We start from the raw sequence: 22,163 nt of genomic DNA on the forward strand, positions 1-22,163 counted from the left end.
AGTCCACCCTCGCACCGAGACGCCATTTTCAGTGGTGAGCTCGATGTCGCTGGCCGGTGACTTGCTCGGCGAGTGGACTTCGCTGGGTTGGTGCGGGTCCACGGGGTCAGATGATGCCGCCGTTGACGTAGAACACCTGGCCGTTGACCCAGCGGCCCGGACCGGCAAGGTACGCGACCGCCTCGGCGATGTCCTCCGGAGTACCGAGGCGTTCCAGCGGAGGCGCCTTGGCCAGGTTCTCGATGGTGGCCTGGTCCTTGCCCTTCAGGAAGAGACCGGTCGCGGTCGGCCCGGGCGCGACAGCGTTCACAGTGATGTCCCGGCCGCGCAACTCGCGGGCGAGGATCAGGGTGATCGCGTCCACCGCACCCTTGGAAGCCGCGTACGGCGCGTACCCAGGCATGGCGAGCTTCTTCACACTGGTGGAGAAGTTGACGATCGCCCCGCCCGACCTGAGTCTGCGAGCGGCCTGCTGGTCGACCACGAACGTGCCGCGGATGTTCGTGCGGTGCATGCGGTCCAACGCTGCCAGGTCGAAGTCCGCGACCGGGCCGAGCAGCATGATCCCGGCGGTGTTGACGAGTACGTCGATGCCACCGAACGCCTCCTCCACCGCGCCGAACGCCGTCGCCATCGCCTCCTCGTCGGCCACGTCGCCGGGGACGGCCATCGCCTGACCGCGCTCCCGGGTGATGGCGTCAACGACCTCCTCCGCACGGGCGCGGTTGCCGACGTAGTGCACCGCGACGGCCATGCCGTCGGCGGCCAGCCGCTTCGAGACCGCCTGACCGATGCCGCCGGAGCCGCCGGTCACGAGGGCGACGCGAATTGGCTTCTCCGGCGGTGTTCCCGGCTCGGTCATGGAGTTCCCGTTCCCCCGCCGGCCGCGTTCATGCCGGGGAACGGAATCCTCGCGCGTCGGGCGGTCGTGGACCGAGCCGTCGGTGTGAGCGGGCCGCCGGCCGGAACCGCCCCCGGGCGGCAGGCGCCGATCTCCCGCCGTCACCGAGATCATCGGGTGTGCGGGTGTGCGCGTGTGCGGCCACCAGGTCGAACGCGATCGGTGCGAGGTGACAACACCGATCACCGTCCACAGAAGGCGAACGCCTTCTAGGGCTGACGTCGGCCGCAGGCGTTCGCTACCTGTGTGACTATGCCGAGCAGCCAGGCGTCGGCAAGGAGTAGCGGGCCACCTGTGAAGTACTGGCAACACGACCGGGCCAGGACGGGACCCCTGGTCGAGGGCGTGATGGATCGGCGCGGGTGACGCTTGACAGATGACAACACACGGGATTCGACCTACGCAGGAGTGGCCGCGGCTGTTGCTGTCGGGCTGGACCGCCACCCGGGACACACTGCACATGTGGACACAAGTCGTCGGCAAGATCCGCCTGGCGCACGCGCCGCTGGTCAACCACTGGTGGCAGGTGCCGCTGTATGTCAGTCCGCGAGGCCTGACCACCTCCGCGATCCCCTACCTTGATCGCTCGTTCGACATGGAGTTCGACTTCCTCGACCAGCGACTGCGCATACGGGACAGCGCCGGAGGGAGCCGCCAGGTCAGTTTGGAACCCAAGTCCGTAGCCGACTTCCACGCCCAGACCCTGAACGCCCTCGACGAACTGGGCATCCACACCACGATTCAGCCGCACCCAAACGAGGTGGAACCCGCGATCCCATTCGCCCAGGACACCCGCCACGCCTCCTACGACGGAGAGGCGGCCCGGTTGTTCTGGCGCCAGTTACTCCAGGTCGACCGAGTGCTGCACGAGTTCCGTTCGTACTTCACGGGGAAGGTGAGTCCGGTCCACTTCTTCTGGGGAAGCTTCGACCTTGCCTGTACCCGCTTTTCAGGGCGTCCGGCACCGACATACCATGGCAGCGCGCCGAACGTCGGCGACTGGGTGATGGCCGAGGCCTATTCACAGGAACTAAGCAGCTGTGGGTTCTGGCCCGGTGGAAGCGCCGAGGGGACCTTCTACTCATACGCCTATCCGGAGCCCGACGGCTTCACGCGGTCCCCGGTCTCGCCGTCCGAGGCCTTCTACGGCAAGGATCTCGGCGAGTTCCTCCTTCCGTACGAGGTCGTGCGCCTGGCCGACGATCCCGACGCCACGCTCATGGACTTCCTGCAGACCACCTACGCGGCCGCTGCAGACCGCGGCAGCTGGAGCCGAGCCGCGCTGGAGATCGATCCCTCGCGATGGGCCCGGTCGCGACTCCTGGCAGAGCAGACACCTCGAGCACGAGGTTGATCAGGCGCGGACGCCTCACGGCGCGCCAGGCACGACGGTCAAGTGGCACCATCCGCAGACGCCGCCAAGACAAGACCCTGCTCGTCGTCCGAGCTGACCGGTAGGTGATTCCGTGGACCACAGCCAGCACAGCCCTGACACGCAGGGAAGACGATCGTCCAGCGCGACATAGGGGGTAGACGACAATGACAAGTACGACCCTCGACGACCTCGTGGTGTCGCCGGAGTCCGCGGTATCAGCCGCCGCATTGGAAATGGCAACCGCCTACTTCTCGTCCACTATGCTCAACCACTCCCTACGCGTCTACGTGTGGGCAGCGGCCCACGGCACGTCGCAGAACATTCACTTCGACCCGGAACTGCTGTTCGTGGCGTCGCTGTTCCACGACATTGGCCTGGTGCCCGAGTTCGACAGCCACGCCGTCTCCTTCGAGGAGGCCGGCGGTCAGGTGGCGCGGGTGTTCGCGGCCGGCGCCGGATGGCCCGCGGAGCGCCGCGAACGCCTGCCGGAACTGATCAGCCGGCACGTACTAGGAGACCGCGTGGACCTGTCCATGGATCCCGAGGGGCACCTCCTGGCGCGAGCGGCCGGCGTGGAAATCACCGGCAGACACGCGGACGACTTCTCTCCCGGGTTCAAAGCCGAGGTGCTGCAACGGTATCCCCGGCTCAGCTTCATCGAGGAGTTCCTGGCCCTCTCCCACGAGCAGGCTCAGCGCAAACCGGACAGCCCGCCCGCAACCTGGATACGGACCAACCTCGATGCGAGGATGGCGGACAACCCGCTGGACGAGACCCCACTCCGGCTGCCGGCCGGAGACTGAGCCCGGACCGATCAGCAAATATCGAACGTCGTGGCGGCGTCTGCGGAACGTCGATCACGCAGGCTGTCCCCGCGCGCCGAGAGCGAAGGTGTGGCCCCCTGGGGTGGCATGCGAGGAGTATCACGCATCTAGCTCGACCTCGCAGATCGGATGGACACGCTGATGTTCAGCAGCTTCCCCGATCACCGGAGCTTGAGGATTGATCGAGTTGTCCCCTGTGGCCACGAGTCCCCGGGCCGGTAGGCAATGGGCCGCCACGTAGACGAGGCCCACGACGTTCTCGGCCATGCCGGCCACAGTGATCACCGCACCGCCGTAGGAGTGGCCGACCAGTACGACGGGGCCCCCCAAGCTGTCGGAAAATCGCTGGCGACACGGACGTCAGCGAAACCGTGCGACCGGATCTACCACGCGGGCTACCGGTAGCTTCCGGTGGGGCGGTGGACGTGGAGCGCTACCATGCCCGCGAAGATCCCAGCTAAGGCATTTAGGCCGTTTTCGACCCCGGGTAGACCAAATGCCCGCTGGCTGGGACTAAGAGACAGATAGGTATCGGTCCTGACCATCCATGGGCCGCCACCTGCGGACTTCCAACGCGGTTACCAGTCTGCAATCTTCGCGATTCGACGAAGTCTCCTACACGGTAAATGGGCGCCTAACAGCAGGCTGGACAGCGCTGGGCTGGAGATCCTCTCATCGAGAGAGTGCATTTCCTGCTGGGGAAGAAGTCGGTCGGCCGGCTTGTGACGACCGCGACGTTGGCGGGGGTTGCCCTGTGCATCAGAGGTGAGCAATGCTGAATTGCCGCATAGTAGTGATCAATGACGTTCGCCTGCGGAGGTTGATACGTTGACTAAGTTGCTGCACAGTTCAATAAAAATACCCACATCTGGCGACCAAGCGCTCCATCGTCGTGAGGCGTGGCTGCAGGCGACCGTGGAGATCACGTCGGCGATGCTGGCAGGCACCAGCACGGATGAATTGTGGCCCCTCATCGCGAGCAGGGCCCGCGCGGCCTCAAACTCTGACATCGCCCTGGTCATGTTGCCCACCGGCGATCCGAACTGGCTGATGATTGTTGCCGCGGCCGGCGAGGGCGCCGACACTTTACTGGGCCAGCGGCTGCCTCTGGATCGTTCGATCACTGGACTGACCTTTGCCACGGGCGAACCACAGCTCTGGAACGACTGGGCCGAACACCCCAGCATCTACCCTCCGGCGCGCCCATGGGTGGCCTCCTTCGGTCCGGGCATGGGCGTGCCGATGGGGGACCCCGAGGGAGCCCAGTTGGGCACGTTCAACGTCGGCAAGCGTCGGGGCCGGCCCAACTTCGACGACCTGGACGTGGCAATGCTCAGTTCGTTCGCCTCGCAGGCCGTGCTGGCCAAGCAGCAGGAAGAACACCGCACCCAGGCCGAAGGTCTGCGCCTGCTGGAAGAGCGCGACCGGATCGCCCGCGACATGCACGACCACGTCCTCCAGGAACTCTTCGTCACCGGAATCAGGCTGCAGAGCATGGCCGCTGCCGCAGACGCCGAACCCCGCGCGCGGCTGCGGCAGCGGCTGCTGGAGACGGTGGCCACGCTCGATGACGTCATCGGCCAGATCCGTATGACGATCTTCGGGCTTCGCCCCTCCCCGGTGCCGTACCAGCAGTCCGGTGATGGCGTGCGGCAACGAGTGTTGAACGTCGTTCACGACGCCACCCCTTCGCTCGGGTACGCGCCGTCGATCCACTTCACCGGCCCGATCGAACTGGTCGACGACGGCATCACCGGTGATCTCATTGCGGTCGTCCGCGAAGCACTGTCCAACGCCGCGCGGCACGCCCACGCCACCCAGGTCAGCGTCGACGTCACCGTCAACGGCAGCGGCCTGACCGTCCGTGTCTGCGACAACGGGCGCGGCATCGGCGACACGACCCGCCGCAGCGGCCTGCGCAACCTCCGTGTCCGCGCCGAACGCCACCACGGCACCTTCACCATCCACAGCCCCGGCGAGGGCGCCGCCCTTACCTGGAACGTCCCTCTTCCTTCCGAAGGGGCTGGGTACCCGGCTTGACGCCCCAAGCACCCGTCTTGGTTGGCCTCGGACGGGATGTGGCCTGATCTGGCGGCGGCGTAGGTAGACCAGGTTGGCCTTTCCTGCATCGGCGCCGACACCTGACCGACCGGCACTTCGTGCGCACCCGGCACCGTATGCGTGTGATCCCCTGCCCTGGCTGATGCGGACACGGAGTCGGCAACCTGAACGGTCTGCCAGACCCGCGGTCAGGATGGCCGAACACGACCGGTGTCAAGCATCAACTGCTCTGAGCCGGACCGGCCAGGGCACGTCGTGGGCGGCCGAGGCGGTGTCTTCGCAGGTCAGGTGGTGTGCCAGAGATGGCGTGTCCATTCCATGGATGGACGTTTGGCCCCACCACCGGCTGCCATGATCCCCTCCTGGCTTCGTGGCTCCGCAGCCAGCGTGGTGGGTAGTGCCGTGTCGGTGTCGGGCGCCGCACGTATGGCTGCGGGCGTGGGCTGCGGGCCGGGCCAGGAGCGCGGGGAGCAGGAGACCAGCCATGATCGGAATGAGGGTCGTCGCCGCCGGTGTGCTGGCCGTTGTCACGCTGACCGGAGTCGCGGCCTGCTCCACGTCGGACCAGACCGCCAACGCGAAGATGCCGACTGCCGCCGTGGCATCCAAGCGGCCAACGGAAACCCTCAAGCCTCTGCTCCAGCAGAACCTGCCGAATGTGAAGGGCAAGACATTCACCTCGGCGATCGTCGCCTTCCCGCCCAATGCACGTGCGAAGCCGCACCGGCATGGCGAGGCGTTCGTCTACGCCTACGTGCTCGAAGGCACCGTGCGCAGCGAACTCGCCGGCAAGCCCGTGAAGACCTACCGCGAAGGCGAGAACTGGGTAGAGCCGCCGGGCGCCCACCACGTCCTCACCGAGAACACCAGCCGGACCGAACCGGCCAAGCTCCTGGTTGTCTTCGTCTCCAACACCGGGGACAAGCTCAAGGTCGACGACCCGGGCTCGTAAGAGGGGGAGGCACGGTGAGTGAGCAGTTCGACGCGATCGTGGTCGGAATGGGGCCGGGCGGGGAGACCGTCGCGCAGACGTTGATGCACGCAGGCAGGCGTGTCGCGGTCGTGGAGAAGGAGCTCATCGGCGGCGAGTGCCCGTACTGGGCCTGCATGCCGTCCAAAACGCTGCTGCGGCCGGTGGAGGCCCGAGCGGAGACCTCCCGGGTGGCGGGTGCCTCCACACCTGCTCTCGACTGGACGATGATCCGGGACTATCGAGACGTCATCGTCGGCCATCTCGACGACAGCCCTCGAGTCGCGGCTTACCGCAACGACGGCGCCAGGGTCGTCAAGGGAGAGGGAAAGCTTGCCGGTCCGGGAGAGCTCAGCGTGAACGGCGACCGGCTGCAGGCGAGGGACATCATCCTCAGCACCGGGTCTCGGCAGGCCTGGCCACGGATCGACGGACTGGAAGAGGTCCCGGTCTGGACCAACCGGGAAGCCACGAACCTGACCGACATTCCCGCCCGGGTACTTCTCATCGGCGGTAGCGCGGTCGGGATCGAGCTCGCGACCTTCCTATCTCGGATGGGTAGCTCGGTCACCATGCTCGAGCGTGGGCCACGGCTGCTCATGCGGGAGGTTCCCGAACTGAGCGAGCGTGCACTGTCCGTGCTCGGTGGGGTGGATGTCCGCCTCGACTGCAGAGCCCAGGCGGTCCGCCGCGAGGGGACAGACACGGTGGCCGAGCTCGACGACGGCACGAGCGTGCGCGTCGATGTGGTCGTACTCGCCAGCGGACGAATCCCGAACTCCGATCTCGACCTGAAGACCGTGGACGTGAGCACCGGCCCGCATGGTGAGGTACCGACCGACGACCACTGCCGGGTCACCGACGGACTGTGGGCGGTCGGAGACCTGACCGGTGTCGCGATGTTCACACATACCGCGATGTACCAGGGTCGTGTCGTCGCCGACAACCTCCTTGGCAGACCGCGTACAGCGAACTACCTCGGCATTCCTCGAGTCGTCTTCTCCGAACCCGAGATCGCTGCTGTCGGTCTCACCGCGGACGCCGCTCGCAGGCAGGGCATCGACGTCGCGACCTCGCAGGTTGAACTGCCCGAGGTGATCCATCGACCCGAGACGTACGAGACGAAGCCACGTGGCACTCTCGGCCTCGTCGCCGACCGCCGGCGGAGGACTCTCGTCGGAGCGTGGGCGATCGCTCCCCAGGTCGGGGAGTGGATCCACACTGGCGCCCTGGCTATTCGTGCGCAACTTCCTGTTGACATCCTCGTTGACGACATAGCCCAGTTCCCGACCTTCAACGAGGCCTACTACGCAGCTGCGAGTGCCCTGCGCCTGTGACTGCCTGGAGCCACCGGAAGTACGTGCTGCCGGTGGAGACTCCACCTTTGGTTTCCGACACGACCGATCCCGTCGCCGTCTATGGTCAGCTGGCGACTGCTCGGCGGGCCGGTAGGGTTGTGAAGTACAGCTGAACGAGGTCCCTCGCGGGGGAGGGTTGCGGTGTCCAGTTTGGAATCGAAGAGTTTCAGCACACCGGATGAGACCCGGAGGTTCGCCGACAAGGGGGCCGCTGAGATGGTGGTGCTCGCCGGTGACACCGTCTTCAAGGACCGGTTCGAGCCGGGATGGCGTTGGTCTGAGCACGTCCGTCCGCTCGCTGGAACCGACACCTGTCAGTCTCCGCACCTGTTGTATGTCGTTTCGGGACGAATGCACTTCTTGATGGACGGTGGCACCGAAGGCGAGGTGGGCCCCAACGAGGTCGCACGGATCGAGCCAGGTCACGACGCCTGGGTGGTTGGGGACGACGCGTGCGTTCTCGTCGACTTCGGGGCCAGCGCTACGTATGCGCTGCCCGCTCAGAGAACGGCAGGCGCGAAAGCATAGACGTCGGTCTTACAGGCCCGCCTCTTCCAGTCGGGCAAGGAGTCCGTTCTTGCGCGCGTGTTGGGGGCGTAGTCGCCGGTCGACCGTACGGTAGTCCTCCCACTCCCGTCGATGACGGCGCCGCCGAGGAGGCGGTAGAAGTCCTCGGCGGCTAGCGGCGTACGGGATCCTCTTCGGCCGCCGACATGACATCACGTCGGCGGCTGCGTGCCCACCAAAGGTAACCGGCGCCGAGAGCGATGGTGCCCGCACTGGTGAGGCAGGCCAGGTCGTCAACGACCAAGCTGGCCGGTGACAGCTCGCCCAGGCGGGCCACCAGCGCAAGTCCCAGCATGACGTCGCGGCCTTCGAAGCGACCTGTCCGCGGGTGGGTGGCTCTTCGCCGATCGCCAGGCGGCCGAGGGTGGTCTTTCCACCCCCCGACTCACCGACCACCGCCAGCACGTCGTTGTGCTCCAGTGACAAGCTCACCTTGTCAAGGACGGGTCGGTCGCCGGCAGTGGTGGGGTACCAGTGGCTCACCGCGTCGACGTCGAGCAGGCTCATCGGGTAGTCCCCTCGAGGAGGTTCTCGTTGACCACATGGCAGGCGACGGCGTGACCCGAGCGGTCCGCCACGAGCGGAGGCTTGGCCTCTCGGCAGATCGGCATCGCGAGGGGGCACCGCGGCGCGAACCTACATCCGCGGGGGAGCTCGGCGGGGTTGGGAACCTGCCCGGCGATCGGGCGTACGTCCGGGCCTCGCGCGAGCACGCTTGGAATCGCCGAGATCAGCGCACTGACGTAGGGGTGCCGCCGAGGGTCGGTGAAGATTTCGTCGACGGTCCCGGCCTCGACCAGCCGACCGGCATACATCACCGCCACGCGGTCGGCGAGTTCAGCCACCACGGCCAGCGTCAAGGCGCCATTGCTTTCTGGCTGGGCGGTCACCATGCCTCCGTGTCAGAGTGTCCACAGTGCAGCAGTGGGTGACATCCGCGCGGCGCGCAGGGCGGGCAACAGTCCAGCGATGGCGCCGATGAGGATGGTCGCCGCCAGGCCGCCGGCCCAGGCGATGGTGGGAACGACGACCGCCCAGTCCTTCGTGGTGGCGTAGATGACGGTCGCGGCGGTCCCGATCCCCACACCAGCCGTACCACCGAGGAAGGACAGGAGCATCGCCTCGGCGAGGAACTGGACACGAATGTGGCCCCGGGTGGCGCCGAGGGCTCGGCGTAGTCCGATCTCAGGCCGCCGTTCGAGGACGGAGATGACCATGGTGTTGGCCACGCCGACCGCGCCGACCAGCAGAGCGACGGCGCCCAGCCCGAGGAACAGGGAGTTGAAGGCGCTCTGCGCGGCGGCGCGGGCGACGAGGGCGTCGGAGGGTTGGCTGACGCTGACCTCGCTGGGGTCCTTCGGGTTGGCGGTGGCGCCGAGGACAGCGTGGACGGCTTCGACCTGGCTGGTGTCGCTGCGGACGTAGACGGTGGAGGGGTGGCCGTCGAATTCGAAGTACCGCTCGGCGGCCGGGAAGCCGATGAGGACGGCGGTGTCGATCTCGGGTGCGAGGACGGCGGGGCGCAGGATCCCGGTGATGTAGACCCACCGGTCGGCGATCCAGATGCGCTGACCGGGGTGGATTCGGGCGATGCCGAGCCGTTCGGCGGCGGTGGCGCCGAGTACCGCGACGGGTTCGCGGGCTATGGCGGGGTTGAGGTAGCGGCCCTGGGCGAGGCTGGTGCCGATGATGTGCGGCAGGTCCAGGGTCGCCGCCCGGACCGACAGGGAGTTGGTGTTGATGTCGGGGATCAGAGGGCTGCGGTAGGCATGGACGTCGGTGAGGGTGCCGGTGGACTGCACCTGCAGGACCGGTCCGATCCGGCTGATCATGGCGGGTGCCTGTTTGGGGAGGACCGCGGTCTCGCCGAACATCGTCTGCCCGTTGGTGACGGTGAGCAGGTTGGTGCCCAACTGGTCGATCTGGGCTAGCAGCCCTGCCTGGGATGAGGAGGACAGGCCGAGTACGGCGACGATCGCGGCCACCCCGATCGCGATGCCGAGCGCCGACAGGCCGGCTCGCAGTTTCCGCGTACGCATGCCGACGCTGGCGACCCGGGCCAGGTCGGATGCACGTAGCCGCCCGGTGGTGGAGGCGAGGGTGCTGGTCATGCCGGCCGCCCTCCCGCCGTCGCGTGGCTCGGTGGGGCGGTGTCGGTGACGATCCGACCGTCGAGCATCTCGACGCGGCGTGGCATCCGCGCGGCGATGTCCCGGTCGTGGGTGATGACGAGGATGGTGGTGCCTTTCTCGTGCAGCGCGTCGAGGAGGGCGAGGATCGACTGACCGGTCGCGTGGTCGAGGTTGCCAGTGGGTTCGTCGGCCAGGACGATCGCGGGGCGGCCGATCAGGGCGCGGGCGATCGCGACGCGTTGCCGTTGGCCGCCTGAGAGTTGGGTGGGTCGAGCGTACAGGCGGGTGTCGAGGTCGACCGCGGCGAGCGCCTGCGCGGCGAGCTCGCGGCGTTGCCGGTGCGGCGTTCCCGCGTAGAGCAGTCCGTCGGCGACGTTGTCCAGGACGGTGGCGTGTTCGGCGAGGAAGAACTGCTGGAACACGAAGCCGATCCGGGTGGCACGGAGCTTGGACAGCTGCCGGTCGCTCATCGCCGAGGCGTCCAGGCCGGTGACGCGGACGGCGCCGCTGCTGGGACGGTCGAGGGTGCCCATCAGGTGGAGCAGGGTGGTCTTGCCCGAGCCGGAGGGGCCGACGATCCCGACGAGTTCACCTTGGCGGACGGTGAGGTTCACACTGCGCAGGGCGGTCACCGGTGGTTCGCTGGGGTAGATCTTCGTCACCGCCTGGAGTTCCAGGACGGGACGGTTGCCGTTCCCGCCCTGGCCGGGCGCGCCGGTGGCTCCGTCGTCGGTGAGCTCGACGGTGGTTGTGAACGTGCTCATGTCGCCGGCACCACCACGCGTTGTCCGGAGGCCAGGTCGGTGTCGGTGACCTCAACCACGCCGGCGTCGTCGTCGAACAGACCGGGCGTCACCCGGACCAGCCGGTGCGTTCCGTTCGGGGCGACGACCTCGACGGCGTAGCCGCCGCCGGCCAGGGCGAGGAGGGCCTCGACGGGGACGACGGTCGCGTCGGTGACCTGCCCGGTGGTGACAGCCACCTTCACCGGTGCCTGGTCCAGGGTGCCGGCGTCGCGGGGACGTGTAGGTGTGATCCTCACCTCGATGGTCGGGTCCTGGTCATCCTGCGGTTTGGTGGCGACCTTGCCCACCTCGGCGACCCGGCCCGGGGTGGTGCGGTCATCCGGCAGCGTGATGGACACCTGGTCGCCGACCTTGAGCTGGGACTGCTGCGCGGCGTTGAGGTTGACGGTCACCTGCCTGGCGGTGGAGGTGGCCTGTAGGACGCTGGCGCCGGGGCCGGCCGGTGTGCCCTGGGCTGCGGGGACGGTGATGACCCGCAGCGCGGTGGGCGCGAACACGACCTGGCCCAGGGTGAGCTTGCCGGTCTCCTCCATACCCAGGTCGTCCTGGAGTTCCTTCACGGCTCGCGTCGTACGCCAGCCGAACTCGTCGGTGTCCGGGTCGAGGTCGTCGGCGCCGGCGTATCCGAGGGCGACCAGGTTGGCGTTGAGCTGCTGGACGTCCTGGCCGGTCACGTCGGAGGCGTCCTCACCGGCGGCCAGGTCGCGGTAGACGGGGGTGTTCCCGTACATCAACACGACGGGTTTCCCGTCGACTCGGTAGAGGACCTGGCCACGTTCGATGGTCTGGCCGACCTCGGGTAGTGCGGTGAGGACGCCGCGGGCCTGGTTGATCACGTTGTAGCTGCCTGCGTAGCCGAGGGTGCCGTCCACGCTGGTGCGGGCCGACAGCGTTTGCCGGATCACCGTCGCCAGCGCCGTGTCGGTGGTGGCGACCTGAGTGGGGCCGGCGGCGGGCTGTCGGGCGCCGAGTGGGTGGGTGAGGTCGATGTCGTACGGGCGGTACCGGTCGAGGGCGACCACGCCGGCGGCCAGGACGACCACCACGGCCCCGGTGGCCAGCAGCCGCCGCCGCAGTCGACGCCTCGGCGGTGGCTGCAGCGGCATGCTGTGCCGGGCGCTGGTGGGCTCGTCCGGCATGGTTTCGCGGTCGGTGTCAGGACGTAGGGTACTCATGCCCCGGGCTTCCCGTCAGTGATCGGTCCTCCGACAGCGCCCTTGCCCTCGGGCCGCAGCGACTTGCAGGCCTCTTCGGCGGCCTGGAACTTCGGGTTCTGTGGGTCCATGTCCGAACCGGGTTTCATCTCGATCCGCATGCCGCCGTCAGGGTTGGGGTCGGGGAAGGCCTTGAGGCCGTGGTCGCGCATGCACTTGGAGTACTTAAGGCTCGCGACGCGGTTCCGCTCCCGCTCCGCTGGCCCGGGTTGGGGCATCAGCTTCCGGCACCCCTCCTGAGCGGCCTTGAACGTCGGACTGTTCGGGTCGAGACCGCTGCCCGGCCTGGCCCGGAGGGTGAGACGGCCCTCGCCGTCGGGGTCAGGGAACTCCTTAACCCCGTGCTCACGCATGCACTGGGAATAGGCGACCTGGCTGCTACGACCACCGCTCCCGCCGGTGCCGGCGTTCCCGGCGCTGTCGGGCGCGGCCGAAGGGCTGGCGGACGGTGAGGAATCAAGGTCCGCCACGGCCGTGCCGGCCGGCTGGTCCGCCGCGCAGGACATGCTCAGCAGTCCGACCGCGACCAGGGCCGCGGCCCAGGAGCCGGCCCGACGTAACGAGACCGCTCGTCTGCGGGTCCGGTCGGCGGTGGGCATGGTAGGAGGGTGATTCATGGGTGACGTCCTTCGCACTCAGCGGATGTGGCCTGCCTGCTGCGTCCTGTTCTAGGGATCGGGCGGTTTCGGGAACGTATCGGCGTGAGTCGCCACCGGCGGCCAAGCGGCGTCGGAGAGTTATGGCGGAGGCGCCCCACGCACCTGCACGCGAAGGAGCTGCTCCGGTACCTCGCGGCGAAGCTGCACGACCGCAACCCGTACGTCGACCTGTCGGCGTACTGCCGCCCTCAGTGCCGCGCCGGGTCTTTGCCAGCGCCGGCGCCAGCGAAACCGTGTCGAAACCCCTCGGTGAGGGACACTGGCGCTCAGGGCTTGAGCGGGCGCGCGGGTTCGGCGTTCGTCGGCGTCGTGACCGGCGGTGCCGTTCGACCGAGGGAAAGGGGGCGACGGTGCGGGTCCTCGTGATCGAAGACGACAAGGAGATGGCCGAGACCGTCGCCGTCGGGCTGAGGCGTGCGCAGATGGCCGTCGACGTGGCGCTGGACGGGGTGACCGGCCTCGACCGGGCGCTGCTGCACGACTACGACGTGATCGTGCTCGATCGGGACCTGCCCGGGATGCACGGCGACGAGGTGTGCGGAAAGCTCGTGGCCGCGCAGTGTCGAAGCCGGATGCTGATGCTCACCGCCGCCGCAGGCATGGACGACCTCGTGGACGGGCTCGGACTGGGGGCCGACGACTACCTGCCCAAACCGTTCGACTTCCCCGTCCTCCTCGCCCGGATCGGTGCGCTGTTCCGCCGGGCCCAGCCCGCCATCCCACCGATCCTGCGGCACGGTGACCTCGCTGTTGACACCGCTCAGCGTCGCGCGTGGCGGGCGGACCGGTTCCTCGACCTGGCGCCGAAGGAGTTCGGGGTTCTCGAGGTCCTGCTCGCCGCACAGGGACGCGCCGTGTCCGCGGAGGAGCTCCTGGACCGGGTCTGGGACGAGGCCGCCGACCCGTTCACGAACGCGGTCAAGATCACGGTCAGCCGGCTGCGGTCCAAGCTCGGTGACCCGCCCGTCATCCAGACCGTCGCACGGTCCGGCTACCGCATCTAGAACTCTCGCAGCCACAGGAGCCGTCATGTTTCGACACCGCAGGATCCAGGAACGGTTCGCCCGCCCGCCCGGAGCCGGGCTCGCGCGGCTGCCCCGACGTACGGTGCGCCTGCGGCTCACCCTGCTCTACGGCGGGCTCTTCCTGGTCTCGGGCGTCGCTCTGCTGGCCGTGACCTACGTGCTCGTCGTCAACGCCACCGCCGGGATCATCTTCGAGGGACAAAATGGCGGCCTGGCCGTCCGCGGCGTCTACAGCGGGAAGGGCTCGACGTCGCTGGACGGCGGAGAGCGCACGGAGCGCCGGGTCCAGGTTCAGGGCAGGAATCTGCAAGGCCTCACTCCGGCGCAGCTGGACGCGCAGGCCGAACAGCTCCGGCTGCAGGCGATCCGCCAGCACGACGCCGAACTCCGCCGGCTCCTCACCCAGTCGGGCGTCGCCCTGGCCGTCATGTCAGTGTTCTCCCTCGTGCTCGGCTGGTTCATCGCCGGCCGCGTACTCCGCAAGCTCCGCACCATCACCACCACCGTCCGGAACATCTCTGCCACCAACCTGCACGACCGGCTCGCGCTCGACGGACCTGACGACGAACTCAAGGAGCTCGGCGACACCTTCGACGGTCTCCTCGCCCGACTGGAGGCGGCGTTCCAGGCGCAACGCCGGTTCGTCGCGAACGCCTCCCACGAGCTCCGCACCCCGCTGGCCCGGCAGCGCGTCCTCGCCCAGATCGCGCTCACCGACCCCGACGCGACCCTCGACACACTCCGCGTCGCCCACGAACGTGTCCTCGCCTCCGGGCGCCAACAGGAACAACTGATCGAAGCGCTCCTCACCCTCGCCAAGGGCCAGGTCGGCCTCGAGCGGTACGAGCAGTTCGACATCGCTGACCTCACACGCGACATCCTCGCGGCCCGGCACGGCGCCGTCGACGACCTGCGGCTCGACGTTGACACCAGGCTCCGTCCCGCACTCGCGACCGGTGACCGACGCCTGGTCCGGCAACTCATCGCCAACCTCGTGGACAACGCCATCCGCCACAACACTTCACCGGGCTGGGTCGCGGTGGCCACGCGGGTTCGCATGGGACAGGCGGTCCTGGCGATCACGAACTGCGGTCCCTTCGTGCCCCCAGCCGAGGTGGATAGGCTCGTCGAACCCTTCCACCGACTCGGCACCGATCGCACAAGCCACACAGAGGGACACGGACTTGGTCTGTCCATCGTCCAAGCCATAGCGACTACCCACCACGCCGCGGTAAGTGCGCGGTCCAGACCCACTGGTGGCCTGGAGATCGAGGTCGTCTTCCCCCTGGTCGCCGGTGACGGTGCCGACCGCGAGTCACCGCACACCGGAACGCGACCTGAGCGAAGGGTCGCGGACGGGCTCGAGGACGTCAGGTACGCGACCGCAGCCCGCTGAGCCCTGATCCGTAAGTTCTTGGTAGCCGAGGGGGATGGAGTGCTCAGCATCCGCCCGTGTCGCTTCAGTCGCCCGGAGGCGCCTCCTCGCTGTCGGCGCGCTTCTTGGCGATCGTGGGTGTGATCACGACCTTCACCGCCGCCGCTGTCGGAATGGCCATGATGACGCCGACCAAGCCGAGCATGGCGCCTCCAAGCAGTGAGACCACCAATACCACCATCGAGGGCATGTCGAGGGTGCCTCGCATGACCCGCGGAACAATCAGGTAATTCTCCACCTGTTGGTAGGCGATGAAGAAGATCAGCACGATGATGCCTGCCGGCCACACGCCAACGGTGAGCACTGTGACGACCAGACATATCGCGGCGCCGAGCGTGGCACCGATCATAGGAATGAGGTCGGTGATCGCGACGACCACCGACAGTGGGAGGGCGAACGGAACCCCCACTAGTTCCAGGCACACGAAGCTGGCCAGGCCCGCGAGCAGTGACACGAGGATGTTCCCGATCATGTATCCGCCAACCTTGTGCACCACCACGTCGACGATCTCCGCGACCCGAGTGCGCCGGCGTGGCGGGAACAGGCCCACCAGCCCGTGCCGCAGTCGCCTCATGTCGGCCATGAAGTAGATCGCCAGGACGAGCACGGTGAGCGCAGATCCAAGGGCACCGAGGAACTTCAGCGCAAACCCGACGGCGCCACCCGCAAGCCTGCCTGGAAGGTCGGCTGCGAGGGAGGTCAGTCCCGCCGTCAGGTGGTACCGATTGGTGAACTCGCGGACCGTGTGCGACTGCCTCGACAGCCGCTGCAGGTGGCCAGGCAGGTCCCCGAACAGGGCACTACCTTGTTCGGCCACGGGCGGCACCACCGACCAGACGAACACGCCGAACACGGCGACCAGAGCGAAGACGACAATCGTGACGGCCCACGGCCGCGGTACGGCCCTCGCGACCAACCACCGGATGACGGGATCGAGGCTGACCGCAACGAAGATCGCCATAAGGACCAGCACCAGGATGCCGCGCGTGACGTAGAAGCAGTATGCGACGAGGAACGTGAGAAGCACGCCCGCCGTGCCGGCGACCGCCCACCGGAAGACCAGCGCCGGCGGCACCCGGTCGTCCCTGGAGGTCTTCGCGGTCGTCTCGTCGATGCGTGGGTTGCGGCCCGGCTCGCCGCCGGTCCCACCCTGAGCGTCAGCGCCGGCCATACTCCACCATGTGCGAGTTGTTCTCGGGTCGCTCTCGCTCCAAGCGTCACATAGGTGCGCTCCGCGTGGTGGTGGCACCACATGCATGTGCCTTCACAGGCACCGAACGCAACGATCGACCGGTCTCTGGCCCGTCCCGAAACGAACCAAGGACTCCCGAGACGAAGGCCTTGTACCCTCGCGCTGCCCCGCACGGCACGCGCACGGCTGCGGGCCGTGCGAACGTGTCGGCTGAGGCCATCTTCCTGCCCGGCTGTGTTTGAGGGGTCGAGCCCGGCGGATGGTCAGGCGGTGGCGGACGGCAACGTCTCGGGCTCCACCCGGAGGCGGGAGTCGTGGCTCGGCATGATGTGGATCGTGCCGCCTGGTTTGAGGTCGAGCCGTCCGGCAAGGCCGCGGGTCACCTGTGCCCACGCCTCCTGCTCGCCGATCTCCATCTCCACCCGGACCTCGAAGCCCAACCTCACCACGCGGGTGACTCTCGCCGGTGTGGAGCCGGCCCGTGGCTCAATCGAGAGGTCGATGTCGTGTGGTCGGTACAGCTGGCCGTCGATCTCTGTGACGGGGCCGAGGAACCGCATCACGAAAGGGTTCGCCGGGTTGTCGTAGATGTCGTGCGGGCTTCCGGCCTGTTCGACCACTCCGTTGGCGAGGACGACGATGGAGTCGGCGATCTCGATCGCTTCCTCCTGGTCGTGGGTGACGAACACTGTCGTCACGTGCACCTCGTCGTGCAGCCGTCGGAGCCACGCACGGAGTTCCTTGCGTACCTGAGCGTCCAGCGCGCCGAAGGGTTCGTCGAGGAGAAGCACCTCGGGCTCGACGGCGAGTGCCCGGGCGAGCGCCATCCGCTGCCGCTGCCCTCCGGACAGCTGCGCGGGGTATCGGTTGGCCATCTGCTCGAGGTGGACGAGTTCGAGGAGTTCGGTGACGCGCCGGCGGATCTCATCCTTGCCACGCTTGCGTACCTGCAGGCCGAAGGCGACATTGTTGAAGACCGTCATGTGCTTGAACGCGGCGTAGTGCTGGAAGACGAACCCCACGTTGCGCCGCTGCGGCGCCATGCGGGTCGCGTCCACGCCGGAGATCCGTACTGTGCCCGAATCGGGCTGCTCCAGCCCGGCGATCACGCGGAGCAGGGTCGACTTCCCGCCGCCGCTGGGCCCGAGGAGCGCGGTGAGTGACCCGGATTCGACCGTGGCGGAGACATCGCGCAGAACCGGCGTGTCACCGAAGGACTTGTTGATGTTGCGGACTTCGATAGTCATCGGTTGACGCCCTTCGGCCTGAGCAGTTTGGTCACCAGGAGGGTCACGATCGCGAGCAGCGCGAGAGCGGTGGCCGCGGCGAACGCGGCCGGCTGGTCGAAGTTCTGGAACCGCTCCTCGACGAAGAGCGTGAGCGTCTGGGTCTGACCGACGAGGCGGCCCGACACGACCGCGACCGCGCCGTACTCGCCCAGGGCCCGGGCGAGGCAGAGGACGACACCGTAGGCGAGTGCCCACCTGATGCCGGGGAGCGTGATGCGGCTGAAGGTCTGCCAGGATCCGGCGCCGAGGGTCCGGGCGGCCTGCTCCTGCTCGTCCCCGAGCTCCTCGAGCACGGGGACGACCGCGCTCACCACGAGAGGGAGGGAGACGAACACGGTCGCGAGCACCATGCCAGGGATCGAGAAGATCACCTGGATGCCGCGTGACTCCAGCCAGCCACCTATCGGTGTGAATCTGCCGTACACCTGGGTGAGGGCGAGGCCGACCACCACGGGCGACACGGCCATCGGCAGCTCGATGAGGGCTGCCAGCAGCCTTTTGCAGGGGAACTGGTGACGTACGAGTAGGAGCGAGGCCCCGACCCCGAAGGCGGTGTTGGCCCCGACCGCCCAGGCTGCGACGACGACGGTCACCCGGAATGCGTGCACGGCCTCAGGGGAGGTCAGGGCTGTGACGAACGGGCCGATCCCACCACCGAAGGTGCGCCAGGCGATCAGGCCGACCGGCAGAACCAGGAGAAAGAGCAGGTAGACCAACGCGAGCGTCCGCAGCCAGTACTTCGCAGCGGTCGGCTCGGACGTGCTGACTCCCGTCCCTCCACCGCTAGCCACGGCGAGCTCGCCAGCGTTGAACGAGGTCGAGGAGGAATAGTACGAGCAGGGCGACGACCAGCAGTACGGTCGACACTGCCGCGGCGCCGATGGGATCGTCACTCTCGATCTTGCCGAAGATGTTCACTGCCGCGACCTGGGTCTTGAACGGCAGGTTGCCCGAGATGAGCACCGTCGAGCCGAACTCCGCCATCGAACGCGTGAACGCGAGCGCCGTACCTGCAATCATCGCTGGTAGCAGGTTGGGCAGGATGATCCGACGGAAGGTCAGCCAGCGTCCGGCGCCCAACGACGCCGCGGCCTGCTCCATCTCCTGGTCGAGTTCGAGCAGGACCGGCTGCACGGTGCGTACGACGAATGGCAGCGTCACGAACAGCAGGGCGGCCACGACGCCGGCTCGCTTGTAGGCGAGGTTGATGCCCAAGGGGCTGTGCTGGCCGTAGAGCGCCAGCAGTACCAGCCCGGCAACGATCGTGGGCAGCGCGAACGGCAGATCGATCAACGTGTCGACGATGCTCTTACCCGCAAACTGGTCGCGAACGAGTACCCAGGCGATGACCGTCCCCATCACCAGGTTCACCACAGCGACGATCACCGAGGCGCCGACCGTGAGTTGTAGCGCTGCCCAGGAGTCAGGAGTGGTGACCGACCGCCAGAAGTAGCCGGGTCCGTGTCCGGCCGAACGCCACACGACAGCAGCGAGCGGAATGAGAACGATCAGGCTGAGATAGATCAGTGCCGTGCCCAGGCCGAGCGCGGTGCCAGCCCGGCCACGAAACGCGAGCCCAGCGTTCCGGCCGGTGCCGTCGGCCCGGGCCGACGGCACCGGCTCACCCGAGGTCGGGTCTCGGGGCTTGTTCGTGAGTTCCTGGATCGACTCCGGCACGGTTCTACTTCTTCACCGACACGCCCTTGTCGCGTTCGATAGCCGCGACCGCGCCGTTCTGGGTGTCGAAGAACTCCTTCATCACCGTTGGCCAGCCGCCCAGATCCTTGATCGTGAAGAGGCCTGACGGAGTTGGGAACTTGTCGGCACCGGGGACGCCGTGCTCGACCGGCCGGTAACCGTTCTCGACGAAGATTTGCTGAGCCTGCTTGGAGTGAAGGAAGGCGACGAACGCTTTGGCTTCCGTCGGGTGCTTGCTCTTGCTCGTCACAGCGACCGGGTTCTCGATGAGGATCGTCGAGTCGGGCAGGGTGTAGTCGATGGCCTGGCCGTTCTGCTGGGCGAAGATCGCCTCGTTCTCGTAGGCCAGCATGGCGTCACCTTTGCCGGAGGTGAACGTCTGCAAAGCCTTCCTGGCGGAGTCGTCCTGGACCGGCACGTTCTTGAACAACCCGTTGAGATAGGTGATCCCGGCCGCCTTGTTCGCGCCCTTGTCCGAGACGGCGCCATACCCTGCCATCACGTTCCACCGGGCCCCGCCAGAGGTGAACGGGTTGGGCGTGATCACCTCGACGCCGCGCTTGGTGAGGTCCCCCCAGGTCCGCAGGTGCTTGGGGTTGCCCTTCCGGGTGGCGATCACGACCACGGAGTCGGTCACCATACCCTTGGTCGCATCGGTGTTCCAGTCCTTCGTGACCAGGCCGGCGTCGACGAGCCGCGTCATGTCCGGCTCCAACGAGAAGGCCACGACGTCGGCGTTCAGGCCCGCCGCCACTGCGCGGCTCTGGTCGCCGGATGCCCCATAGGACTGGGTGAAGGTGACGTTCTTACCCTCGGGCGTGGCCTGGAAGGCCTTGATGATCTTCTCGTAGGCAGCCTGCGGAGTGGAGTACGCCACCAAGGACAGCGACACCTTCTTGCCTTGCGAGTCACCGCTTCCCGAGGAGGCGTTCCCGCCACCGCAGGCTGTCATCACCAAGGCGACGACGGCAGCCAGCGCAGCTGCGGCCACCTGAGTTCCGGTTTTCGATCGTGACATGTTCGCCCCTACTTAACCTACTTTGCCGATAGGAAAAGTTAGCTCAGAGGTAGCCGTCACTCAACGAAGAAACATCCAATGGACAGGTTCGTCACGGCGCGCGACCAGTCGATGCGTAGAACCAACCCAGGCCGCCAACGGTCAGCCCTGAGTTGTGCGGGATCGCACCATTGTTCGTAGATAACCCATCTAACCTAGTGAGTTAGTAGGATTACGCGGAGCTATATGGACACGGGGGTGGAGGGGTGAGGTCGCGAGTTGTCGTAGTGGTGGGAGGCGGGTGCACCGGGGTCATGGTCGCCGTGGAGGCGCTGCAACGTACGGACGATCGTGTGGTCGTGGTCGAACCGACGTCCCGGCTGGCGCGGGGTGTGGCCTATGAGGCTGCGTCCCCTTGGCACCTGCTGAACTCGCCGGCCAAGTCGATGAGTGCCGACCCGGCCGACATGGACGGGTTCCTCATGTGGTGCCGGTCGCGGGGGATGCCGGTCCAGGCTGGAGATTTCCTGTCTCGCTTGGTGTATGGGGACTACCTGGTGTCCGTGCTCGAGGCGGCGTCCGCGGCCGCGCCGGGAAGGCTGACAGTGCGCTCCGCGCAGGCTACCGCGACACGGCCGGGTGCGTCGGGGCAGCTCGTGGAGTTTGATCGCGGACCTGCCGTTCGTGCCGATCACGTTGTCCTCGCGCTTGGCAGTCCCCGGACGTTGTGTCCACGCACCGACGTTTGGTCGAAGGCGCCCGGCGGGCGGGTGGTTCACGTGTGCGACCCGTGGTCGCCGCAGGCGCTGGCAGCAGTGCCCAGGACCCGACCGGTCCTGCTGATGGGAACCGGCCTCACGGCGGTCGACGTGGCATTGACCTTGTTCAGGACGGGACAGAGCGCCCAGGTGACCGCGGTGTCGCGGCATGGACTCCTGCCGCGGACGCATCCCAAAGGCGAGACGAGGGCTCCGCTCATTTCCCTTCCACCCCGGCTGCCCTCGTCGCTGCCGGCCCTGATCCGGGTCGTACGCAGGTCTGCGGACCACTGCGGGGACTGGCGGGCCGTCATGGACGCCATGCGGCCGCGGCTGAACGAGGTGTGGGCCAGCCTGTCCGTCGCGGACCAGGAGCGGTTCCTCCGCCACCTGGCCCGGCACTGGGAGATACACCGGCACCGGATGGCCCCGACGGTGGCCGAGGAGCTCGCCGGCCTCCAGGCCGCCGGCGCGCTCCGGCTGCGTGCGGTAGGCCCGGACGGTCGCGATCCGCGCTCGGGGCAACGCTCGGGAGAGAGGATGACGCCGCCGGGGAAGGACGGCTTCGGTGCCACCGTCACCTGCACGGGTCCGGGTCGCCTTCCCGCCGCCGCGGACGGGCTGGTACGCACGCTGCTCGACGAGGGCCAGGCGCGGCTTGGCCCGCACGGGCTCGGCCTCGACGTGAGTCCGCACGGCAACGTCGTCGGGCGCGACGGGCATCCGAACCCGCGGATGTGGTTGGTAGGTCCACTGCGGCGCGGCCGGTTCTGGGAGACCACGGCGGTCCCCGAGATCCGCGCGCAGGCCCGTGATCTCGTGACGGCACTGGCCTGCGGGCCGTCCGGACGAGGGCGCATTCCTGAGCTTGTCCCGCAGTAGACAAACCAGGGATTGTCACC

Annotated in this window: 21 protein-coding genes and 2 pseudogenes; 9 read left to right on the forward strand and 14 right to left on the reverse strand. The window is 67.7% G+C overall.

Features of this window, described 5'->3' with window-relative positions; genetic code table 11:
• Positions 1 to 106: 106 nt before the first annotated feature.
• Positions 107 to 862: an SDR family oxidoreductase gene (locus tag ABZV93_RS18235; protein ID WP_354937170.1), complete on the reverse strand. Its 756-nt coding sequence runs from the start codon at positions 860 to 862 to the stop codon at positions 107 to 109.
• A gap of 415 nt (positions 863 to 1,277) precedes the next feature.
• On the opposite strand from ABZV93_RS18235, the gene ABZV93_RS18240 reads away from it, so the two are divergent.
• Together ABZV93_RS18240 and ABZV93_RS18245 are read left to right on the forward strand one after the other, a co-directional pair.
• Positions 1,278 to 2,255, forward strand: coding sequence for a DUF5996 family protein (locus ABZV93_RS18240; RefSeq protein ID WP_354937173.1), 978 nt, complete (start codon positions 1,278 to 1,280; stop codon positions 2,253 to 2,255).
• A 185-nt stretch (positions 2,256 to 2,440) separates the two neighbouring features.
• Positions 2,441 to 3,079 (forward strand): HD domain-containing protein, encoded by a 639-nt coding sequence (locus ABZV93_RS18245; protein WP_354937176.1) that lies wholly within the window; start codon positions 2,441 to 2,443, stop codon positions 3,077 to 3,079.
• A gap of 120 nt (positions 3,080 to 3,199) precedes the next feature.
• On the opposite strand, the gene ABZV93_RS18250 is transcribed toward ABZV93_RS18245, so the two are convergent.
• Positions 3,200 to 3,430 (reverse strand): alpha/beta hydrolase, encoded by a 231-nt coding sequence (locus ABZV93_RS18250; protein WP_354937179.1) that lies wholly within the window; start codon positions 3,428 to 3,430, stop codon positions 3,200 to 3,202.
• A gap of 498 nt (positions 3,431 to 3,928) precedes the next feature.
• On the opposite strand from ABZV93_RS18250, the gene ABZV93_RS18255 reads away from it, so the two are divergent.
• From ABZV93_RS18255 to ABZV93_RS18265, 3 genes are all read left to right on the forward strand, one after another.
• Positions 3,929 to 5,140 (forward strand): GAF domain-containing sensor histidine kinase, encoded by a 1,212-nt coding sequence (locus ABZV93_RS18255; RefSeq protein ID WP_354937182.1) that lies wholly within the window; start codon positions 3,929 to 3,931, stop codon positions 5,138 to 5,140.
• A gap of 514 nt (positions 5,141 to 5,654) precedes the next feature.
• Positions 5,655 to 6,113: a cupin domain-containing protein gene (locus ABZV93_RS18260; protein WP_354937185.1), complete on the forward strand. Its 459-nt coding sequence runs from the start codon at positions 5,655 to 5,657 to the stop codon at positions 6,111 to 6,113.
• Positions 6,114 to 6,127: 14 nt separating this feature from the next.
• A complete protein-coding gene (locus ABZV93_RS18265; RefSeq protein WP_354937187.1) occupies positions 6,128 to 7,468 on the forward strand; it encodes an NAD(P)/FAD-dependent oxidoreductase in 1,341 nt (446 codons plus the stop codon).
• Between the two features lie 700 nt (positions 7,469 to 8,168).
• Here the strand turns inward: ABZV93_RS18265 and ABZV93_RS18270 are convergent.
• The 7 genes and pseudogenes from ABZV93_RS18270 to ABZV93_RS18300 all read right to left on the reverse strand — a co-directional run bounded on the left by ABZV93_RS18270 (position 8,169) and on the right by ABZV93_RS18300 (position 12,561).
• Complete coding sequence (locus tag ABZV93_RS18270) at positions 8,169 to 8,351, reverse strand: hypothetical protein (protein WP_354937375.1); 183 nt, start codon at positions 8,349 to 8,351, stop codon at positions 8,169 to 8,171.
• 71 nt (positions 8,352 to 8,422) lie between these two features.
• A pseudogene (locus tag ABZV93_RS18275) lies at positions 8,423 to 8,563 on the reverse strand (ABC transporter ATP-binding protein); the annotation flags it as partial.
• Entirely contained in the window at positions 8,560 to 8,901 is a 342-nt protein-coding gene (locus tag ABZV93_RS18280; protein WP_354937190.1) for an oligopeptide/dipeptide ABC transporter ATP-binding protein, read from the reverse strand. The gene ABZV93_RS18280 and the pseudogene ABZV93_RS18275, both read right to left, overlap by 4 nt.
• A 57-nt stretch (positions 8,902 to 8,958) precedes the next feature.
• Positions 8,959 to 10,167: an ABC transporter permease gene (locus tag ABZV93_RS18285; protein WP_354937193.1), complete on the reverse strand. Its 1,209-nt coding sequence runs from the start codon at positions 10,165 to 10,167 to the stop codon at positions 8,959 to 8,961.
• On the reverse strand, positions 10,164 to 10,952 hold the full coding sequence (locus tag ABZV93_RS18290; RefSeq protein WP_354937196.1) for an ABC transporter ATP-binding protein: 789 nt from the start codon (positions 10,950 to 10,952) through the stop codon (positions 10,164 to 10,166). The genes ABZV93_RS18285 and ABZV93_RS18290 overlap by 4 nt, the downstream gene beginning before the upstream one ends.
• Positions 10,949 to 12,169 carry a peptidoglycan-binding protein gene (locus ABZV93_RS18295; RefSeq protein WP_354937199.1) on the reverse strand — a complete coding sequence of 407 codons (1,221 nt, stop codon included), beginning with the start codon at positions 12,167 to 12,169 and terminating at the stop codon, positions 10,949 to 10,951. The genes ABZV93_RS18290 and ABZV93_RS18295 overlap by 4 nt, the downstream gene beginning before the upstream one ends.
• The gene (locus tag ABZV93_RS18300; RefSeq protein WP_354937201.1) at positions 12,166 to 12,561 is read right to left on the reverse strand and encodes a hypothetical protein; all 396 of its coding nucleotides are present in this window, start codon (positions 12,559 to 12,561) and stop codon (positions 12,166 to 12,168) included. The genes ABZV93_RS18295 and ABZV93_RS18300 overlap by 4 nt, the downstream gene beginning before the upstream one ends.
• Positions 12,562 to 13,217: 656 nt before the next feature.
• On the opposite strand from ABZV93_RS18300, the gene ABZV93_RS18305 reads away from it, so the two are divergent.
• On the forward strand, positions 13,218 to 13,871 hold the full coding sequence (locus tag ABZV93_RS18305; RefSeq protein ID WP_354937202.1) for a response regulator transcription factor: 654 nt from the start codon (positions 13,218 to 13,220) through the stop codon (positions 13,869 to 13,871).
• Positions 13,872 to 13,896: 25 nt separating this feature from the next.
• Positions 13,897 to 15,288, forward strand: a complete 1,392-nt coding sequence (locus ABZV93_RS18310; protein WP_354937204.1) for an ATP-binding protein — start codon at positions 13,897 to 13,899, stop codon at positions 15,286 to 15,288.
• A gap of 64 nt (positions 15,289 to 15,352) precedes the next feature.
• On the opposite strand, the gene ABZV93_RS18315 is transcribed toward ABZV93_RS18310, so the two are convergent.
• The 5 genes from ABZV93_RS18315 to ABZV93_RS18335 all read right to left on the reverse strand — a co-directional run bounded on the left by ABZV93_RS18315 (position 15,353) and on the right by ABZV93_RS18335 (position 20,524).
• Positions 15,353 to 16,402, reverse strand: a complete 1,050-nt coding sequence (locus ABZV93_RS18315) for an AI-2E family transporter (protein WP_354937206.1) — start codon at positions 16,400 to 16,402, stop codon at positions 15,353 to 15,355.
• Positions 16,403 to 16,782: 380 nt separating this feature from the next.
• Entirely contained in the window at positions 16,783 to 17,766 is a 984-nt protein-coding gene (locus ABZV93_RS18320; RefSeq protein WP_354937209.1) for a sulfate ABC transporter ATP-binding protein, read from the reverse strand.
• Positions 17,763 to 18,599, reverse strand: a complete 837-nt coding sequence (locus tag ABZV93_RS18325; RefSeq protein ID WP_354937212.1) for a sulfate ABC transporter permease subunit — start codon at positions 18,597 to 18,599, stop codon at positions 17,763 to 17,765. Before ABZV93_RS18325 ends, ABZV93_RS18320 begins: the two co-directional genes overlap by 4 nt.
• Positions 18,592 to 19,485, reverse strand: a complete 894-nt coding sequence (cysT, locus tag ABZV93_RS18330) for a sulfate ABC transporter permease subunit CysT (RefSeq protein WP_354937215.1) — start codon at positions 19,483 to 19,485, stop codon at positions 18,592 to 18,594. The genes ABZV93_RS18325 and cysT overlap by 8 nt, the downstream gene beginning before the upstream one ends.
• Before the next feature lie 4 nt (positions 19,486 to 19,489).
• A complete protein-coding gene (locus ABZV93_RS18335; protein WP_354937218.1) occupies positions 19,490 to 20,524 on the reverse strand; it encodes a sulfate ABC transporter substrate-binding protein in 1,035 nt (344 codons plus the stop codon).
• A 269-nt stretch (positions 20,525 to 20,793) separates the two neighbouring features.
• On the opposite strand from ABZV93_RS18335, the pseudogene ABZV93_RS18340 reads away from it, so the two are divergent.
• Positions 20,794 to 21,207: pseudogene (locus ABZV93_RS18340) on the forward strand (FAD/NAD(P)-binding protein); the annotation flags it as partial.
• A 366-nt stretch (positions 21,208 to 21,573) separates the two neighbouring features.
• Positions 21,574 to 22,143, forward strand: coding sequence for a hypothetical protein (locus ABZV93_RS18345; RefSeq protein ID WP_354937378.1), 570 nt, complete (start codon positions 21,574 to 21,576; stop codon positions 22,141 to 22,143).
• Positions 22,144 to 22,163: the final 20 nt, after the last annotated feature.

Source organism: Actinopolymorpha sp. NPDC004070, assembly GCF_040610475.1.
In the GTDB taxonomy this organism is placed as follows: Bacteria; Actinomycetota; Actinomycetes; order Propionibacteriales; family Actinopolymorphaceae; genus Actinopolymorpha.

Excerpts from the sequence above, each read along its gene's own strand:
- ABZV93_RS18235 (WP_354937170.1), bottom strand. The coding sequence starts at position 862 with ATGACCGAGCCGGGAACACCGCCGGAGAAGCCAATTCGCGTCGCCCTC.
- ABZV93_RS18240 (WP_354937173.1), top strand. The coding sequence starts at position 1,278 with ATGACAACACACGGGATTCGACCTACGCAGGAGTGGCCGCGGCTGTTG.
- ABZV93_RS18245 (WP_354937176.1), top strand. The coding sequence starts at position 2,441 with ATGACAAGTACGACCCTCGACGACCTCGTGGTGTCGCCGGAGTCCGCG.
- ABZV93_RS18260 (WP_354937185.1), top strand. The coding sequence starts at position 5,655 with ATGAGGGTCGTCGCCGCCGGTGTGCTGGCCGTTGTCACGCTGACCGGA.
- ABZV93_RS18270 (WP_354937375.1), bottom strand. The coding sequence starts at position 8,351 with ATGCTGGGACTTGCGCTGGTGGCCCGCCTGGGCGAGCTGTCACCGGCC.
- ABZV93_RS18285 (WP_354937193.1), bottom strand. The coding sequence starts at position 10,167 with ATGACCAGCACCCTCGCCTCCACCACCGGGCGGCTACGTGCATCCGAC.
- ABZV93_RS18290 (WP_354937196.1), bottom strand. The coding sequence starts at position 10,952 with ATGAGCACGTTCACAACCACCGTCGAGCTCACCGACGACGGAGCCACC.
- ABZV93_RS18295 (WP_354937199.1), bottom strand. The coding sequence starts at position 12,169 with ATGAGTACCCTACGTCCTGACACCGACCGCGAAACCATGCCGGACGAG.
- ABZV93_RS18300 (WP_354937201.1), bottom strand. The coding sequence starts at position 12,561 with ATGCGTGAGCACGGGGTTAAGGAGTTCCCTGACCCCGACGGCGAGGGC.
- ABZV93_RS18310 (WP_354937204.1), top strand. The coding sequence starts at position 13,897 with ATGTTTCGACACCGCAGGATCCAGGAACGGTTCGCCCGCCCGCCCGGA.
- ABZV93_RS18320 (WP_354937209.1), bottom strand. The coding sequence starts at position 17,766 with ATGACTATCGAAGTCCGCAACATCAACAAGTCCTTCGGTGACACGCCG.
- ABZV93_RS18335 (WP_354937218.1), bottom strand. The coding sequence starts at position 20,524 with ATGTCACGATCGAAAACCGGAACTCAGGTGGCCGCAGCTGCGCTGGCT.
- ABZV93_RS18345 (WP_354937378.1), top strand. The coding sequence starts at position 21,574 with ATGGACGCCATGCGGCCGCGGCTGAACGAGGTGTGGGCCAGCCTGTCC.